Raw genomic sequence first — 16,117 nt, 5'->3', positions numbered from 1 at the left:
AATTAAAGGGGGTGAAGGAAATTGGGTTTTTAGACACGCTTTTTAAGCGAAACAGCGAACTTGGCTTTATGTTCGATGTCGAGTTGCTGAAAGACACTCGAAAAAGATTGCATATGAAAAAGCTGGCGATAGACACTTGTGCGTCTTTCCTCGGACGTACCATCAGCCAAGCGGAATTCAGAGTGAAGAGTGGCAAAAACTATGTAAAGGACGACCTTTATTACAAGTTGAATGTTCGACCAAACAAAAATATGACTGCCAGCACCTTTTGGCAAACAGTCATTGAAAAGCTTATCTATGACAACGAATGCCTGATTATCCAGTCGGATGACCTTGATTTGTTGATTGCCGACAGCTTCGATCATAACCAGTACGCCGTATGGGAAGATACTTTTTCCAAGGTGGTAGTGAAGGATTACGAGTTTAAGAGGTCATTCAAGCAAAGTGAAGTTTTTCATCTTAGATATAAAAATGAAAACCTCATGCCACTCATTGACGGATTGTTTGACGATTATGGAGAACTGTTTGGGCGAATCTTAAGCGCACAGAAACGCAAAAATCAAATTCGTGGAACTGTGGATATGGATATGATTGGAGCCAAAAGCGAAGCGCAGATTGCTAAACTGCAAGAGTTTATCGACAACATGTATAAAGCAATCAGCGAAAAAGACGTTGCCATTGTCCCTCAACAAAAAGGAATCAAATACGAAGAAAAAAATAATAATACCGGCAGTGGAAATGGACCAACAGTTGAAGAAATTAATAAAGTCACTGATGGCTTTTTAGATCAAGTCGCAAAGGCAATCGGCATTCCGCCTGGTCTACTGCATGGAGAAATGGCGGATGTTGAAAAACAGACAAAGAATTATATGTTATTTTGCGTCAATCCTTTGCTTAAAAAGATAAGGGATGAAGGGAACTTCAAATTTTTCGAGCCGGAAGATTATTTGAACGGAGTGTGCCTTGAAGTTAAGCCGTTATCCTATCAAACGATATTCGACTTGGCTACAAGTATTGATAAGCTCATTGCTTCCGGTGGTTGGAACCGAAATGAAATTCGAGTTATGGCCGGTGATGATCCAGTGGATGATCCAGAGTTGGACAAGTATGTTATTACGAAAAACTATCAGGAAGTGGGAACTACTGAAGGGGGTGAGAATGAGTGAGAATGATGACAAAAGAAGATTTTTTCAAACAGTTTAAGAATCAATCTTATGTTGATCAATTAATGAGCATCCCGCAAAAATTCAATGTTGTTCATGATGAGGAAACCAAAACTACCAATATAACTATATATGGCGTTATTGGCTATTCATGGTGGGGTGAAAGTTTTTCTGCAACTGATATTGACAATGCTTTGAACGAAGCTGGGGATAATGACATTGTAATCAACTTGAATAGCCCTGGCGGTGATGCTTTTGCCGGCATTGCGATTTACAATCGTTTGAAACGTCATGAAGGTAAAGTGACTGTCCATGTGGATGGTTGGGCATGTTCGGCAGCATCCTTGTTTCCAGCAGCTGCAGATGAAACTATCATGGGAATTGGTTCTATGATAATGATTCACCAAGCCTCTTCTATTGTTTGGGGAACAAAAGCTGAAATGCGTAAAGAAGCTGAAGTTTTAGAGGAACTAGAAGAAGGCATTATCGACATCTATATGACCAAAGCGAAAGTTAGCCGTGAAGAAATCCGCGAAAAGGTTGATGCTGAAACTTGGTTTAGTGCAAAAAAAGCTGTGGAAATTGGCTTTGCTACTAAAGCCGAAGGTACAGAATCAGACAATGACAACAATCCTAGTAATTCAGTCCTTGGCGAAGAACAGAAACGTCAGATTATGAACGAATTAAATACTCTTTTAAAAACTCATAATCAGGCTGATGAACCGTCTCCATCTGCAATAAATGCGGACAAGAAGAACGGTTCTATTAATTTCCTTAAAAAATGGAGGTAATCAAATAATGGTTATGAAATTCAAAAACACACTCGAAAACTTTGAAACAAAAAAACAGTCTTATATGAACTTGATGAAAGCGGAGGATTCTACTCCTGAACAGTTGGAATCAGCATTCAGCGACATGTTTGCTGCCCTGCAAAGCGATCTGACTGAAAAAATTACAGCCGAGGCTCGCAATGAAGTTCACGATGCACAGATTCTTGCTGCTCGCGGTCAAAATGTCCTTACTTCCACTGAGCGTAAGTTCTTCAATGAAGTAATCGCCAGCGGAGGATTCGCTGAAGATACGATTCTACCTGTTACTACACAGGAACGAGTTTTCGAAGATCTTGTTACTGAACATCCTCTTCTTGATGCTATTGGACTGCAGGATCTAGGAGCTGTAACTCGGTTTATATATTCTGACGCTAATAAGGCTTATGCATGGGGAGCTCTTTTCGGAGAAATCAAAGGTCAAATTTCCGCTGCATTCCGTGAAGAAAAAATTGGACAATTGAAGCTTACTGCCTTTGCGGTTATTCCCAAAGACATGCTTGAGCTTGGTCCTGAGTGGGTTGAGCGGTATGTCCGTACTGTACTAGTAGAAGCCTACTCAGTTGGATTGGAATATGGTCTTGTGAACGGACGTGGCCCAGCACAGAATGAACCAATTGGTTTGATGAAAGATGTTGCTGAGAATGGCGCAGTAACAGAAAAAACTTCATCCGGCACATTAACTTTTGCCAAATCTGAGCGAGGGGAAACAGTTGCCAATGAATTAGGCGGCGTTGTTATTGCCCTATCGAAAGATGGCAAAGATAAATCTCGTAAAGTTGCCAATAAAATTGTTATGGTTGTAAACCCTGTAGATGCAATCAAGGTTCAGATCGGAAACACTATTCAGACTCAAAACGGCCAATGGGTTACAAACCTACCTTACAACATTTCTCCGATTGAATCTGAAGAAGTACCGGAAGGGAAAGCGCTATTCTTTGTTAAAGGTGCGTACCTGGCTGCCATTGCAGGTGGCTACAAAATCAACAAATTTGACGAGACACTGGCCATCGAGGACGCTCGTTTATACACAATGAAACAGTTTGCGAACGGCAAGCCAAAAGACAACAAGGCAGCCCTCGTCTATGATTTGAACATCTCTTTTGATGCAGCAGTTCCAACACCATAATAGGAGGGGATAAAGTTGGCTTACAAAGTAATCAATGAGTTCAAAGATACTGACGGCCATGTGTACAAGGTAGGAAAACCTTATCCGAAAAGTGGCAAAGGGACAAAAAAACGACTGGAAGAACTGTCACAAGTTCACTCGAAGTACAAGGTGGCATTTATTGAAAAGGTCGAAAAGGACAAGGAGTGATGTAAGTGAGCGTCACTCCTGAAATCCTTAAACAATTCAAGGATAGGATGCGCTTGGGGGATGATGAAGATGATAACCTCCAGCGCATCCTTTCTGCGTCTGTGAAGTCTCTTACCCGAGTATGTGGAGATTATGACATAAACGAAGATGAGGAATTCAAGGAACTTGTTTTTGAACGGTCCAGGTACGTTTACAATGACGCTCTTGAATTCTTCGAAACTAATTTTCTAACCCGTATTAACAGCCTGGGCATAGCAAAGGCACTGGAAGCCATAGAGGGTGATCCGAATGCATCCTCTTAAATATAAACCCAAGAAGAACACGGGCTTATTAAAGCATCGGGTCACTTTTTTGAAACCTCCCGGTGAAATTGTCGGCGGATGGCCAACGACCGAATGGACGGAATATGTCACCGTATGGGCCGGTATTGAAACCCAAAAGGGCAGACGAGTTTTTGAAGCTGCGGCGGTTCAGATGCAGGACTTGAAGAAAATCAGTATCCGATATCGCGCCGACTTGAATGATTCGATGCGCATTCGTCATAAAGGCCAGGACTACGATATTTTCTCCATGTCCAACGATGATGAAAACAATGAATGGTATACCATCCTTGCCAGGGAGGTGCTTTGAATGCAGGTTGATATATCTGGGCTCGAGGATTTACTACGCAACATGGCGCAGTTGAATGTGGATGAGTCAATTGAAAACAAAGCACTGACAAAGGCGGGAAAGGTCGTCCAGGAAGCCGTGCAAGAGGAAGCACCAGTTGGACGAGGGGAACACAAAAGTTCACTCAAAAGTCAAATAAAACTGAAGCGACCGAAGAATGGTGAAGCCCATGTCCACACGGGTAGGGCTTATCACGGACACTTGGTAGAGTTCGGGAGAAGTGGCGGCTCCACAGTAATGAGAAATGGACGAATCGTGAAATGGGGCCCCACAGCACCGAACCCCTTTTTTAGTCGCGGATATGAAAAGAGCAAAGATGAAGCGCAGCAGGCGATGGCTGACGAGCTGAAGAAGGGGCTGGGACTGTGAGGGATATAGTTGAGTATGTTACCTCTACGCTTTCAAGTGTGGGCGTTCCTGTAGTCTTTCAAGCTTATCCAGCGGGGGCGACTCCCCCAAGCCAGTACGTTACCTTTTTGGAGTACCATACAGGGCCAGAGATGGAAGCAGCCGACAAAGAATTGACAACTGAAAGGCTGATTCAGGTAAACATATGGTCAAAAGGGAATTATACACAGCTTGTCAACAAGGTGAGGACAACTTTGGAACAAGCAGGATTTGAACGGACATCTGAATATGACGGTCCCTACACGGATGGAGATTCCCATTTTAATAAAGTTCTAAGGTTCAGATATATTGATGAGTACTAAGGAGGTACAATAATGAATCCAGTAAAAGAAAAAGTGCAAAAAGTAAGTCTGAAACGACTACACTATGCGGTTATGACCGACGAGGCTACCGAGACTCACGGTGAGGTTAAAACCCTCACAATGCCAATTGAACTGACATTAACGCCAAACTTTTCTGAAGCTTCGTTTGATGCCGGCGATCAGGTTGTTGCGAATGAAGTTCAGTTCGATACTATCACTATAGCGGGCTCAGTCGCAGACCTGCCAACGGAAGTACAGGCGGATTGGTACGGTCATGAACTATCAGCAGAAAAAGGCCTTATTGTAAACGTCAATGACAATCCCAATTACCTTGCAGTAGGCTTTGAAAGCGGCTCGAAGCTTGTATGGCTTTACAAAGCAAAATTCAAGCCGACTGAAGAAGCAAATGCCACAAAGCGAAAAGGGGAAATCACTTACAAACAATCCGGCTTCAGCGGGGAGGCAATCCCACTGGAAGATGGATTGTTAAAATACTCTGTTCGCACCGATGATGAGGGAGTAACAGAAACAGCTAGTTCCTTCTTCGCATCTGTCAAAAAGCCGAATACTGTTCCAGCACCTTAAAGAGAAGGAGGTCCAGTACCTCCTTTTTTAATTTGATTACCAGTTGGAGGGAAAAGAATGCAGATCACATTGATTATCGATGGCAAGGAAAAAACATATACCAATGATTTTGTAAAAGCTCGTATTTTTAAGAACGCGCTCAAGTTAAATAAAGAAATGAAAACGATCAACGAAATATCCGAGGAACTATTCGATAAACTCGTTGAATTTGTGGTTGTTGCCTTTGACAGACAATTTACTGTTGATGAGGTATGGGATGGTCTGGCGGTCGCCAACCTACAGTCCGAAGCTATGAGGATTTTTAACGAGGTTTTGAGTCTAGGTGGCTTGCAGATTGAAAGTGATGAGGGAAACGCACCGGGGAAGTAACGGACTTTGACGGATACGCTTGGATAAAGGACTGGTATCGCGAGCGTATGCGTGAAGGGTATAAACTTCCCGAAATCGATGAATTGGACATAAAATTCTGGCTTGAATTGAACATAATTGAAACGGAATATATCACAGCGGATGATTTAGATTGGCTGTAAAAGGCGGGTGAGTGAAATGGCTGAAATCGGCAGTTTATCGGTATCTTTATCCTTGGATGCTTCGAATTTCAACGGTAGCATATCCCAGGTAGACCGGAATCTGAGGTCGATGGGCTCTGAGCTAAAGGCGGTCAAGGTAAAGGGCGCGGATTATGGGAAAAGCCTCGATGGTTTGAAATCAAAGAAGGATATTCTGTCCCGATCGCTTGAAGCATCGAAAATCAAATTGACCGAAACCCGTAAAAAATATGATGAGATGGTCGAAAGCGGAAAGGCAAATGAAGCCCAACTGGAAAGGCAGGCCAAAAAGGTCAACGATGCCCAGGCGCAATTTAACAAGTTGGAAGCCGAGTTGAAAGAGGTAGATGCCGCACTGAAGATCCAGTCCTCATCCTGGACACAGTTTTCGGAAAAGTTAGCACCGGTAGGCGCCAAGTTTACGGCTGTTGGCGATAAGATGACATCAATAGGCAAGGATTTATCCATGAAGGTTACAGCTCCGATTATTGCATTAGGAACTGCAGCCTTTAAAACTGCCGTTGATTTTGAAAGTGCTTTTGCTGGCGTTAGAAAGACGGTTGATACTAGCGAAGAAGGTTTCAAAAAGCTTGAAAAAGGCATAAGGGGCATGGCCAAGGAATTGCCAACCAGTGCGGAAGAAATTGCGGCTGTTGCAGAATCAGCAGGGCAGTTGGGAATCGCGGAAGAGAATATTTTAAGCTTTTCCCGTACAATCATCGATTTAGGCGAATCCACAAACTTAGCACGTGAACAGGCGGCAACAGAGTTTGCCAGGTTCGCTAACATCGTGCAAATGCCTCAAAATAGTTTTGATAAATTAGGAAGTTCCGTTGTTGCGCTCGGGAACAATTTGGCTACTACAGAGGCAGAGATTGTGTCCATGGGCATGAGGCTTGCCGGGGTAGGCGCGCAAGTTGGAATGACGGAATCCGATATAATGGCGCTTGCTGGGGCCATGTCTTCCGTTGGTATTGAAGCGGAAGCGGGTGGAACAGCGATGTCCATGGTCATGAAAAAAATCAATACTGCGGTCATGGATGGAGACAAGAAGCTTGATCTGTTTGCAAAAGAGGCGGGAGTATCTTCAAAAGTATTTGCAAAAGCCTGGAAGGACGAGCCGGTTAAAGCTATGGATATGTTTGTGCAGGGCTTAGGTAAATCCGGAAAAGAGGGTAAAAATTTAGCCGAAATACTCGGTTACCTAGGCATTAAGGGAATCCGTGAACAAGATACCATGCTACGACTTGCCGGAGCGGGTGATTTGTTAGCCAAGTCTGTTTCAATATCATCTGATGCTTGGAAGGAAAATTCAGCATTAACAAATGAAGCGCAACAACGCTATAAGACAACAGCTTCCCAGATAAAAATCATGTGGAATAACGTGAAAGATCTTGGTATTCAAATGGGTGGTCATTTCATCCCAATAGTGAAAGATGGCATAGATAAACTAAAGCCCTTGGTGAAATCTTTTGGCGAAGCTGATGATAAAACGAAAAAGATGATTATTACCATTGGCGGACTGGTTGCCGCAGCAGGGCCTTTGCTTGTAATTGGCGGATCTATTCTGAGTGGTATAGGCGGCACTATTACAGCAGTGGCAGGCTTATCTGGTGCAATCGGTGGAGCGGGCGGCCTCACAGCTGCTTTGGGCGTTTTAGCTGGACCGGTAGGCTGGGCAATCGGCGGATTTACTCTGTTAGCGGGAGCGACTATTGGCGTTAAAAAGATGATCGACAGTAAGAATGAATCTGTTAAAAAAGCAGCGGAGATAAACCTTGAACACGCTGAGTCCCTAATGACAGAACAGCAAGAATTAGAAGGACTTGCTGATAAATACAATAGCTTAAAAGCTAAAAATAAGCTATCCAATGATGAGCTGCTCAGGTATCTTGACATCCAGGATGAACTGAAGTTCGCTGCCACGGCTGAAGAAGTCAAGAAATTGACGGATGAACAAAATGCCTTGCAAAAAAAATCTGGCTTATCAAACGAAAAACTTACTGAAATGCTGACTCTTAATGATCAATTAATTGGCAAGGTTCCAAATGTGGACAAGGTTTTGTCGGATCATGGGAACGTCATTCTCGGCAATACCAATGCAATAGGAAAAGCAAACGAAAAGCTGAGGGAAAATATCCGACTTGAGTTGGAAAACCAGCGAATCAAAGCGGAAGCCAGACTCGATGAAAGCATAAGAAATTATATAACTGCCCTGGAAGAACTGAAAGCAAAAGAGCAAGAAAGGGATAAGGCAGTTAAAACTAGGAATGAGATTGAAAAAACTCATGCCAAACTCATGGCAGAGGCACAGCAACTTATCAACCAAGGAAAAGTTGAAGAAGCCGATATGTTAGTCGATGAGATTGCCAATCAGGGAATCGCACTGAATAAGCAGAACGAAAAAGTCAGTGCCCTAGCTGATGAGGTAAGCCAAAAACAAAAAAGTCTCGAGAAATCAGAGCAGGAAATCAAGAAAACGCAGGAACTGTACAATAAGATGATCAACCTGCAACTGGCTCATGTGGGCATTAACCAAACAGGCCAGGAGGGGATCAAGCAGCTCGATAATGCTATCTCCAAAACAAAGACGCGTATTAATGAATTGAATAACGTCAAAAATGCCCAAGGTGGCCTAAATACAGAGCAGCAAAAAGAGCTGGATAATCTACTTAAGTCACTGGGTCTTTATCGAAATGCCAAAGGAGAAATCCAAAAAATTCAAGGCGAGCAATCAACGGTGAATAAACGCATTGATGAGGGTACTGGAAAAGCGGCTGCAATGACCAAAGAGCTGGGAAAAGGCGTCACTAAGAATGTCGATGTGGACGATAAAGGAAAGGCTGATGATTTAAATACCAAAGTCAGCAAAGCGATAATAAAAAAGGTTACATTGAGCGCGACATGGCAAGGCATTAAAGCTGGATTGAAAGCAGCACTCCCAAACTTTTTTGCTAAGGGAACAAGGTTCGCGCCAGGAGGGCTTGCAGTGGTCGGGGAGGCAGGCCGGGAATTAATGAGTATCGGCGGCGGATTATATTTAGCTAATAGTCCTAGCTTAGTGAATCTTCCTACAGGTGCCAAGGTGATTCCGAATCGTGACACGGAAGCCATTCTAAGAAAATGGAACGTGCCTTTCATGGCGACCGGCGGAACAGTGCTTAACTCCGGCCTTGCATATGTTGGAGAACGCGGTCGTGAAATCGTAGATCTAAATGGAATTAATGGAACAAAAAATGCTAGCATTACACAACATATAACCATTAACAGTCCATCTCCTTTAAGTCCTTCAGACACTGCTAGATTAAATAAGAGAGCATTACAAGAAATGGCGCTAGGATGGTGAGAAAATGGAAAAGGTAACCTATATTAATACTCGTGGTGAAACAATCGAGTTTTCTCATCGTCCGCCTTTTATCTTATCTAAAATCGATGGTCTTGGTGATGTGGAGGCATCTGTTCAAAGTCAACAAGCTTATGGACAAGATGGAGACACTTATATTAATTCCCAATTAGAACCGCGATATATTAGTATGGAAATTTCTATTGTAGCGAAACACCAGAATGACTTATCACAAAATCGTCAATTACTTACAAGATTATTAAATCCTAAAAATGGTGAAGGTTACTTAAAATATGAAAATGGTTTAGTCACTAGAATTATTGGGGCAATCTGTGAGCATGTACCGAAATTCCCTCCAAATTCACGCAAATCAAGATATCAGGTTTCCTTTATAAATTTAAAATGTCCTAATCCATACTGGCAAAGCGCGGATGAATATTCCGAATCGCTTTCATCTTGGGAGGGAACCTTCGAGTTCCCTTTTTCGTTTCCGATTGAATTTGGGACAAGGGCGAACCGAGCAATTCTTTCAAATGATGGTGACGAGAAAACCCCTGTTGTTATTGTATTTTACGGGCCTGCAACTAGCCCGTCTATCACAAATGAAACAACCGGTGAAACCATTAAAGTAAACCGTGTTCTTGCTTCAGGGGAAGTACTGGAAGTGAATACGGAGTTCGGTAACAAAACCGTAGAGATTATTAAGCCGGATGGATTAAGGCAAAACGTATTCAACTACATCGATCCTGATTCAGAATTTTTTCAGTTGGCCCCTGGCAAAAATGCATTGTTCTTTGCATCCGAAGATATTGAAAATCCGGGCTCGGCCCTCATTAAATACAAAAAACGCTACATCGGCGTATAGGCGGTGATAAGGTGGAAAATTATTATTTTTTCGACTCGAACTTAGCTATTGGTGACCGAAGGTTATACTCGGCTGCTGATTGGTCAAAAGTTCTTTCAAAATTCCTAGAATCAGGAATATATAATGAAGCTGACAACCTGGCAGTCACTGCTGATGGTACAAAAATGGCAGTCACTGTCGGTGCAGGAGTAGCTTTTATCGAAGGCAGGATGTATGAGAATTCCGAGCCGTTAGAACTGAGGATTGATGCCGCGGAAGCTTCCCTTGATCGTATCGATTTAGTAGTCTTGAGGTTGGATATGACCGAGCAAAACCGATATATAAAAGCGTTTGTGGTTAAAGGGACAGCAGCTGAGAATCCGGTTTCCCCTGTGCCGGTCGACAATACATTTATTAAAGAAATTCCGCTTGCCGAGGTTCGTGTTATTAGAGCGAAGTCAACGATTGACGATGCTGAAATAACAGACAGGCGAAACCCTGATTTTGTGGACCCGTTTACGGATGGGAGCAGGATAAGTACGTTGGAACGAGATTCGGCTACTTATGAATGGGTGAAAAAGTTTGGAATTGGTAACAGTGTTGTTAATATAACTAACAATCTTGACACTATAACTCAAGGCGGTCTTAACTCTTGGAGCGCTGCAAGTATAGGGGCACCTACTACATTAGGTGGGGGGCAATTATTGCACCTTCCCGGGAATAATGTAAACTACCAAACACAACTTGCTTTAAGGGATGGAGTTAACGCCGCCTATTATCGAAACAAGAATAATGGCGTTTGGGAGCCATGGAGAAAAATTATCACGGACGAACCGCCGACCTGGATAAACATTCCATTGCAAAACGGTGCAGTAGCTGTTCCCGGTCATTTGTTGTATGTTACAAAAATAGGCCCTATTGTAATTATTCGGGGGCAGTTAGATGCGGCTACCGCTGCAGGGACTAATTTTGCAACGCTCTTTGCTGGTTATAGACCAATAACTACTCTAATGTACCTGACGACTGATAACTCGATTAATTTACACCTTGCAAAAATAGGCATAAATCCATCGACAGGAGTTATGACATTACACGGAAAATCAGTATCAGCAATGTCAGTTTGGGTTAATTGCGCTTTCGTAGCAGGATAGGAGTGAATCTGTATGAAATTAGCACACGCATATAATGAAGCCGGAGAATGGATGCCCGGGTTTGACGCTTTATTCCCGGAAAAAGGAAAGATCCCTCATGGCTTTACATTCGCTGAAATCCCCCAGCCATGCTGGAGGCCTGTTTTTATGAATGGCAAATGGGTTGAAACCGCCACAGAGGAAGAGAAGAATCCATTCATTCCTTCACCGCCACCATCTATTGAAGAACAACTCGCTGAAAAAGACCGTGAAATCAGGCGCCTTCAGGCACAAAACGAACAAATCAATGCTGACATTGCTGGGCTTATGGACGCATTGATTGAAAGTGGGGTGCTATAAAATGGCGGTTTATTCCTTTCGAATCGGTCCTTATGCAAGAGATATTTATTTGTATGGAAAGCAGCGGTTCACTACCCGGGACGGCTTCAGTGGAATTCCAGAAGAGTATAATGAACCGGTTAAGGAGTATGCATCTAAAAATTTCACATTGTTCGAAACGGAGAGAGCACAAGCTCAGACTTGGATTACTCAGTACGAATACGAAGAATCTATTGCTTATAGGACTCCTGATTCACCGCTAGATGATATATAAAATGAGGAGTTTTTGTGCAATCTATCAACTTATGACATGGAATGACAAAAAAATACTCCCTCTACAAGACTAATGGTATTTGTTATAATCTTTGTAGAGGGGGATTACTGTTGAAGAGAATAGATGAATTAGACACTTTAAGAGGATTAGCAGCATTAATGGTTGTCAACTGGCACTTTTTTCTCATGACATATGTAATAATAGCGAGTATAAATTCACTGATTATGTCGAAACCAATATATATCTTTTTTGCTGGGAGCGAAGCGGTTGTTCTTTTTTTTGTATTAAGTGGTTTTGTGATGTCTTTTCCTTTTTTAAACAAAACTGTGGTCCCATATGCCGGTTTTTTGACTAGAAGGTTCTTCCGGATATACATCCCTTATCTATTTTGGATCTTAATAACTTTTTCACTTAGTGAAGCCTTTGATATTAGTACAGTTAAAGATTTAAGTACCTGGTTCCAGGCAAAATGGACTGTGCCTGTAAATCCAAAAATTTTATTGGAGCATATATTTTTATTAGGTGATTTCTCAACCACTACATTTAACCCTGTCATATGGTCCTTAGTCCACGAATTGAGGATTTCAATAATTTTCCCTCTGATTATGCTTCTAGTAATTAGAAATAATTGGAAAGTTAGTATTGTGGTTGGTTTAATTCTTTATGGCATAGGAAGATTAAACTATTTTATTCCTATACAGCCCTCGATTGGATACAATACAAGTTTTTTTAATACTTTGGAGTATACCTTCATGTTTATTTTAGGAGCAGTGGCAGCGAAACACATGGACACATTAAATCAGAGATTTCAAAGTCTGTCAGTCACTTATAAGGTAGCATTTTTATTGTTTTCAATTATATTGTTTACAAACTCTAAGTTTCTTCCGAATTTCATTAAATACTTTAATGTGTCCTTACCTGCAAGGATGGATATCTTTACGGAAATATGGGTTGCATTAGGGTCATTAATGTTTATTGTAACGGTAATATCAAGCAGTAAAATGAAAAGAATTCTATCCAATCGATTTTTGAATCTTACTGGGCGAATGTCTTATAGTTTATATCTTTCACATGTTCCAATTTTTCTAAGTACTATTTACTTGTTACATGATAAACTTCCTGACTTTTTGGTATACGTTCTGTCATATATTTTAACCTTCGTCGTATCTTATCTTTCATACAAATATATAGAGATTCCATCAGTTAGTTTAGGGAGAAGAATTTCAACTAGAAAACCCGACAAAATTAATACACTAAAAATATCCTAATTATTAAAAACACTCGGAAAGGAGGGTTTTTTTTTTTGAAATCAATTCGAATAATAAATCCTAATTTTGAACTTCTTGCCGAAATCGACGATTATGAATCCTTGATGTTTACCCGTTCATGGCACGGAATCGGCCAGTTGGAACTCAAGATAAATCGATATAAAAAACATACAGAGCATTTGACGCGAGGGAATATTATACGAATTGGGCCCAAAAAGGCCTTTATCATCAGGCACAGGGAAATTGGACTTGATGAAAAGGGGAGAATTACAGAGAACTGGGTCATAAAAGGACTGGCGCTAAAATCTATTACAGGCCAACGGATTACCCTTCCGCCTCTTCACACAGCCTACGATAACCGCCAGAGTAATGCTGAAACCGTTATGAAGCACTATGTCAAAAATAATCTAACCAATGCTATTGATACATCCAGAAACTACTCTGATTTGATGATAGCCCAAAATTTAAACCGGGGACCTTCGGTTTCCTGGCAATCCCGCTTTAAGAATCTTGCTGAAGAACTTGCTGATATATCAATGGTAAGTGGATTAGGGTGGGACATTAATTTAGACTTTCACGCGAAAAAATGGATTTTAGACTGTTCAGCAGGCAGGAATTTGACCGCTGGACAAGACTTCCTACCCCCTGTCATTTTCAGCCCGCAGTTTGATGCGATTAAAGAACTCCAATACTCTGATAGCGATTTAGATTATAAAAACATTGCCTATGTTGCCGGCCAGGGGGAGGGAGTGGACAGGCGAGTAATAATATTAGGGAATGCAAAGGGTTTAGCCAGGCATGAAGTATTTATTGATGCCAGGGACGTTGAAGAGGTAGACGAAAACGAAAACCCGATACCTGAATCGCAAATTGTCCAGGCCCTGACTGATCGAGGCTATCAGAAAATGCAGGAGTTCTTACAAGAAGAATATCTTGAAGGACAAATCCTAACACATTCTCCGTTCAAGTATGAGGTTGATTATGACCTTGGTGACATCGTAACCGTCCAGAATAAAAGTTGGGGAGTTACCTTAGATGCCCGAATTACAGAAATTCAAGAAATTTATGAGCGGAGTGGCTTTAAATTAGAGGCTGTCTTTGGACAAAGCAGGCCTACGCTCATAAAAAAAATAAAACAGGAACTTGCCCAAGTAGGCGGCGAGGTCAGGAAGTAGATAAAGAAGGGGAAAATGGGGGTCAATGTAGGGAGGAATCAGCATTGAAACCTGTAGAAGCAGTGGTCACATACATTAGTTTAGGCTGGGCTTACGTGTTAATCACGAGACCCGGCCTTTTTGAAATGTCGGCAAACTTTAACACGATAAGAGAAATAGCAAAATACGAGTGGGCGGTCGGGCTTGTGGCCCTAATTTGCGCCATTGTCAAAATCATTGGCATGGCACTTCATCATTATCGGTTGCGCTGGCTCGGGCTGATGATGTCAACCGTGCTGTGGGTGATCATGGCAGCTGGCTTTTTACTTGCCCAGGACACAATCCGGCTGAACACAGGCTTCATCGCTTACTCTGGCATTGCAGTGTTATGTTTGCTGACGGCAAAAGAGGTGATTCGATATGACAGAGCCGCCAAACGCGGTATTGGCAGAACAGATCAAGCAGTTGAGGAAAGAATTACAGGATTACAAAAAAATTAACCGTGAAGAAATCAAGGAGCTCGAGAAAGAAATTGAACGGGCCGGTCGGACAACAGACACGCTCAATATTACTATGGCCTATGTAAAGGACACGGTTAGCGAAGTAAAGGAGATGATGAACAGCTTCATCGGAGTAGTGAATGAACAGAACAAAAAAATAGATGACTTCATAAACTCCGACAAGCGAAGGGAATCAAGAAAGCAATTGACTGTATCTGTTCTTCAGGTATTATCAGGCATCGTCATCGCGGTACTTGGGATTTATGCAGGCTTTAAATTATAAGGAGGTAAAATGAAATGATTAACTGGAAAGTAAGGTTTAAGAATCCGACATGGGTTATCACAGTTTTTATCCCAGGAGTAATTTTGCTGGCCCAAATGGTGCTGGCATTTTTTAATCAGTTTATCTATCCAACTGGCTTTAGCATTTCGGATGATGCTGTGATTGGTCTAATGGGCATTGTAAACTTTGTTGCAATTACTTTCCTTGGAATTGGCGGAGTTATCGACCCAACCACATGGGGTTTTAAGGATAGCAAACGGGCCCAAGGGTACGACGAGCCAAAGGATGATAGCAAGTATTTGTAAGCGGAGCATAGTGCTCGGCTTTTTTATTTTGAAAAGGAGATGAACAATATGCCTTTTACAGGCTATCGCATTACGTCAGGTTTTGGATATAGGAACAATCCATTTGGTGGAGGAAAAGAGTTTCACACTGGCATTGACCTTGTTAAGAGCCATAAGGCTCCTATTCACGCATTTACGGAGGGTACGGTCGTTTACGCGGGCGAGGGCAAGACCGGCACTGGACTTGGTGGATATGGCAATGTTGTCCTAATCAGGGACAAGAACGGCAGAGGTCAACTCTATGCCCATCTGGATAGCGTATCGGTCATGACGGGGCAAAGCGTTAAAAAAGGGCAGGAGGTCGGGAAGCAAGGGACAACTGGCCGCTCCACTGGATCCCATTTGCATTACGAAGTCCGGAAAAGCACTTCACCAAGCTATGGATGGACTGCCAACCGCGTAACAAACTGCCTGGACCCGACAGAATATCTTAAAGGATACTATCTAGAGCCTAAGCCTGAAACAAAGCAGGCTGCAGCTATTGATGCAGCCGGAACGTACAAAGTTAAATCTGGAGACACACTCACGGCAATTGCCAAGAGGTACAATACCACTGTGGATGAACTGGCTAAACTTAACGGGATCAAGAATAAAGACCTAATCAAGGCAGGACAGGTGCTTAAAGTGCCATCTGAAAGCGCCGGGGCAAAGTATCACCCAGTCGTAAAAGGTGACACAGTGTCCGCTCTTGCCAAGCGTTACGGCAGCACGATCGCTCAGATTAAGGCATGGAACAATCTCAATGATAAATACGTCATTGTGACTGGTCAAAAAATTAGAGTGAAATAACTGAAATGAAAAAGCCCTTCCCGGCATTC

General features: G+C 42.3%; 21 protein-coding genes. All 21 read left to right on the top strand.

The genetic code is table 11. The features are described 5' to 3' along the window. Positions 1 to 11: 11 nt before the first annotated feature. Positions 12 to 1,166 carry a phage portal protein gene (locus tag BN1002_RS14195; RefSeq protein WP_231575034.1) on the top strand — a complete coding sequence of 385 codons (1,155 nt, stop codon included), beginning with the start codon at positions 12 to 14 and terminating at the stop codon, positions 1,164 to 1,166. Between the two features lie 5 nt (positions 1,167 to 1,171). After that, positions 1,172 to 1,954: a head maturation protease, ClpP-related gene (locus tag BN1002_RS14190; protein ID WP_048827965.1), complete on the top strand. Its 783-nt coding sequence runs from the start codon at positions 1,172 to 1,174 to the stop codon at positions 1,952 to 1,954. A gap of 7 nt (positions 1,955 to 1,961) precedes the next feature. After that, positions 1,962 to 3,119 carry a phage major capsid protein gene (locus BN1002_RS14185; RefSeq protein WP_048825867.1) on the top strand — a complete coding sequence of 386 codons (1,158 nt, stop codon included), beginning with the start codon at positions 1,962 to 1,964 and terminating at the stop codon, positions 3,117 to 3,119. A 15-nt stretch (positions 3,120 to 3,134) separates the two neighbouring features. After that, entirely contained in the window at positions 3,135 to 3,308 is a 174-nt protein-coding gene (locus BN1002_RS23785) for a termination factor Rho (protein WP_148362783.1), read from the top strand. A 47-nt stretch (positions 3,309 to 3,355) separates the two neighbouring features. Beyond that, positions 3,356 to 3,610: a hypothetical protein gene (locus tag BN1002_RS14180; RefSeq protein ID WP_048827964.1), complete on the top strand. Its 255-nt coding sequence runs from the start codon at positions 3,356 to 3,358 to the stop codon at positions 3,608 to 3,610. After that, a complete protein-coding gene (locus BN1002_RS14175; RefSeq protein WP_048825866.1) occupies positions 3,597 to 3,938 on the top strand; it encodes a phage head closure protein in 342 nt (113 codons plus the stop codon). Before BN1002_RS14180 ends, BN1002_RS14175 begins: the two co-directional genes overlap by 14 nt. Next, on the top strand, positions 3,939 to 4,346 hold the full coding sequence (locus tag BN1002_RS14170) for an HK97-gp10 family putative phage morphogenesis protein (RefSeq protein WP_048825863.1): 408 nt from the start codon (positions 3,939 to 3,941) through the stop codon (positions 4,344 to 4,346). Continuing rightward, positions 4,343 to 4,687, top strand: a complete 345-nt coding sequence (locus tag BN1002_RS14165; protein WP_048825862.1) for a hypothetical protein — start codon at positions 4,343 to 4,345, stop codon at positions 4,685 to 4,687. The genes BN1002_RS14170 and BN1002_RS14165 overlap by 4 nt, the downstream gene beginning before the upstream one ends. A 12-nt stretch (positions 4,688 to 4,699) precedes the next feature. Further along, positions 4,700 to 5,272 (top strand): major tail protein, encoded by a 573-nt coding sequence (locus BN1002_RS14160; protein ID WP_048825860.1) that lies wholly within the window; start codon positions 4,700 to 4,702, stop codon positions 5,270 to 5,272. Positions 5,273 to 5,329: 57 nt separating this feature from the next. After that, positions 5,330 to 5,641, top strand: a complete 312-nt coding sequence (gene gpG, locus BN1002_RS14155; protein WP_048825857.1) for a phage tail assembly chaperone G — start codon at positions 5,330 to 5,332, stop codon at positions 5,639 to 5,641. 177 nt (positions 5,642 to 5,818) lie between these two features. Beyond that, positions 5,819 to 9,166: a phage tail tape measure protein gene (locus BN1002_RS14150; RefSeq protein ID WP_048825854.1), complete on the top strand. Its 3,348-nt coding sequence runs from the start codon at positions 5,819 to 5,821 to the stop codon at positions 9,164 to 9,166. Positions 9,167 to 9,170: 4 nt separating this feature from the next. Beyond that, positions 9,171 to 10,028, top strand: coding sequence for a phage tail family protein (locus tag BN1002_RS14145; RefSeq protein ID WP_048825852.1), 858 nt, complete (start codon positions 9,171 to 9,173; stop codon positions 10,026 to 10,028). An 11-nt stretch (positions 10,029 to 10,039) separates the two neighbouring features. Beyond that, positions 10,040 to 11,158, top strand: coding sequence for a pyocin knob domain-containing protein (locus BN1002_RS14140; RefSeq protein WP_048825850.1), 1,119 nt, complete (start codon positions 10,040 to 10,042; stop codon positions 11,156 to 11,158). 12 nt (positions 11,159 to 11,170) lie between these two features. Further along, complete coding sequence (locus BN1002_RS14135) at positions 11,171 to 11,497, top strand: hypothetical protein (protein WP_048825849.1); 327 nt, start codon at positions 11,171 to 11,173, stop codon at positions 11,495 to 11,497. Position 11,498: 1 nt separating this feature from the next. Further along, the gene (locus BN1002_RS14130) at positions 11,499 to 11,750 is read left to right on the top strand and encodes a hypothetical protein (RefSeq protein WP_048825848.1); all 252 of its coding nucleotides are present in this window, start codon (positions 11,499 to 11,501) and stop codon (positions 11,748 to 11,750) included. Between the two features lie 110 nt (positions 11,751 to 11,860). Further along, the gene (locus BN1002_RS14125; protein ID WP_048825847.1) at positions 11,861 to 13,018 is read left to right on the top strand and encodes an acyltransferase family protein; all 1,158 of its coding nucleotides are present in this window, start codon (positions 11,861 to 11,863) and stop codon (positions 13,016 to 13,018) included. 35 nt (positions 13,019 to 13,053) lie between these two features. Beyond that, positions 13,054 to 14,193, top strand: a complete 1,140-nt coding sequence (locus tag BN1002_RS14120; RefSeq protein ID WP_048825845.1) for a siphovirus ReqiPepy6 Gp37-like family protein — start codon at positions 13,054 to 13,056, stop codon at positions 14,191 to 14,193. A gap of 44 nt (positions 14,194 to 14,237) precedes the next feature. Then, positions 14,238 to 14,672 (top strand): hypothetical protein, encoded by a 435-nt coding sequence (locus BN1002_RS14115; protein ID WP_048825843.1) that lies wholly within the window; start codon positions 14,238 to 14,240, stop codon positions 14,670 to 14,672. Beyond that, the gene (locus BN1002_RS14110) at positions 14,638 to 14,955 is read left to right on the top strand and encodes a hypothetical protein (protein WP_048825842.1); all 318 of its coding nucleotides are present in this window, start codon (positions 14,638 to 14,640) and stop codon (positions 14,953 to 14,955) included. The genes BN1002_RS14115 and BN1002_RS14110 overlap by 35 nt, the downstream gene beginning before the upstream one ends. A gap of 14 nt (positions 14,956 to 14,969) precedes the next feature. Then, the gene (locus BN1002_RS14105; RefSeq protein ID WP_048825840.1) at positions 14,970 to 15,260 is read left to right on the top strand and encodes a phage holin; all 291 of its coding nucleotides are present in this window, start codon (positions 14,970 to 14,972) and stop codon (positions 15,258 to 15,260) included. 48 nt (positions 15,261 to 15,308) lie between these two features. Then, positions 15,309 to 16,088 (top strand): M23 family metallopeptidase, encoded by a 780-nt coding sequence (locus BN1002_RS23045; RefSeq protein ID WP_052445647.1) that lies wholly within the window; start codon positions 15,309 to 15,311, stop codon positions 16,086 to 16,088. Positions 16,089 to 16,117 lie beyond the last annotated feature (29 nt).

Source organism: Bacillus sp. B-jedd, assembly GCF_000821085.1.
Taxonomy (GTDB): Bacteria; Bacillota; Bacilli; order Bacillales; family Cytobacillaceae; genus Bacillus_D.
This window is presented reverse-complemented; position numbering and strand designations above follow the sequence as displayed.

Excerpts from the sequence above, each read along its gene's own strand:
- BN1002_RS14180 (WP_048827964.1), top strand. The coding sequence starts at position 3,356 with ATGCGCTTGGGGGATGATGAAGATGATAACCTCCAGCGCATCCTTTCT.
- BN1002_RS14145 (WP_048825852.1), top strand. The coding sequence starts at position 9,171 with ATGGAAAAGGTAACCTATATTAATACTCGTGGTGAAACAATCGAGTTT.
- BN1002_RS14175 (WP_048825866.1), top strand. The coding sequence starts at position 3,597 with ATGCATCCTCTTAAATATAAACCCAAGAAGAACACGGGCTTATTAAAG.
- BN1002_RS14135 (WP_048825849.1), top strand. The coding sequence starts at position 11,171 with ATGAAATTAGCACACGCATATAATGAAGCCGGAGAATGGATGCCCGGG.
- BN1002_RS14105 (WP_048825840.1), top strand. The coding sequence starts at position 14,970 with ATGATTAACTGGAAAGTAAGGTTTAAGAATCCGACATGGGTTATCACA.
- BN1002_RS14185 (WP_048825867.1), top strand. The coding sequence starts at position 1,962 with ATGGTTATGAAATTCAAAAACACACTCGAAAACTTTGAAACAAAAAAA.
- BN1002_RS14190 (WP_048827965.1), top strand. The coding sequence starts at position 1,172 with ATGACAAAAGAAGATTTTTTCAAACAGTTTAAGAATCAATCTTATGTT.
- BN1002_RS14160 (WP_048825860.1), top strand. The coding sequence starts at position 4,700 with ATGAATCCAGTAAAAGAAAAAGTGCAAAAAGTAAGTCTGAAACGACTA.
- BN1002_RS14150 (WP_048825854.1), top strand. The coding sequence starts at position 5,819 with ATGGCTGAAATCGGCAGTTTATCGGTATCTTTATCCTTGGATGCTTCG.
- BN1002_RS14170 (WP_048825863.1), top strand. The coding sequence starts at position 3,939 with ATGCAGGTTGATATATCTGGGCTCGAGGATTTACTACGCAACATGGCG.
- BN1002_RS14130 (WP_048825848.1), top strand. The coding sequence starts at position 11,499 with ATGGCGGTTTATTCCTTTCGAATCGGTCCTTATGCAAGAGATATTTAT.
- gpG (WP_048825857.1), top strand. The coding sequence starts at position 5,330 with ATGCAGATCACATTGATTATCGATGGCAAGGAAAAAACATATACCAAT.
- BN1002_RS23045 (WP_052445647.1), top strand. The coding sequence starts at position 15,309 with ATGCCTTTTACAGGCTATCGCATTACGTCAGGTTTTGGATATAGGAAC.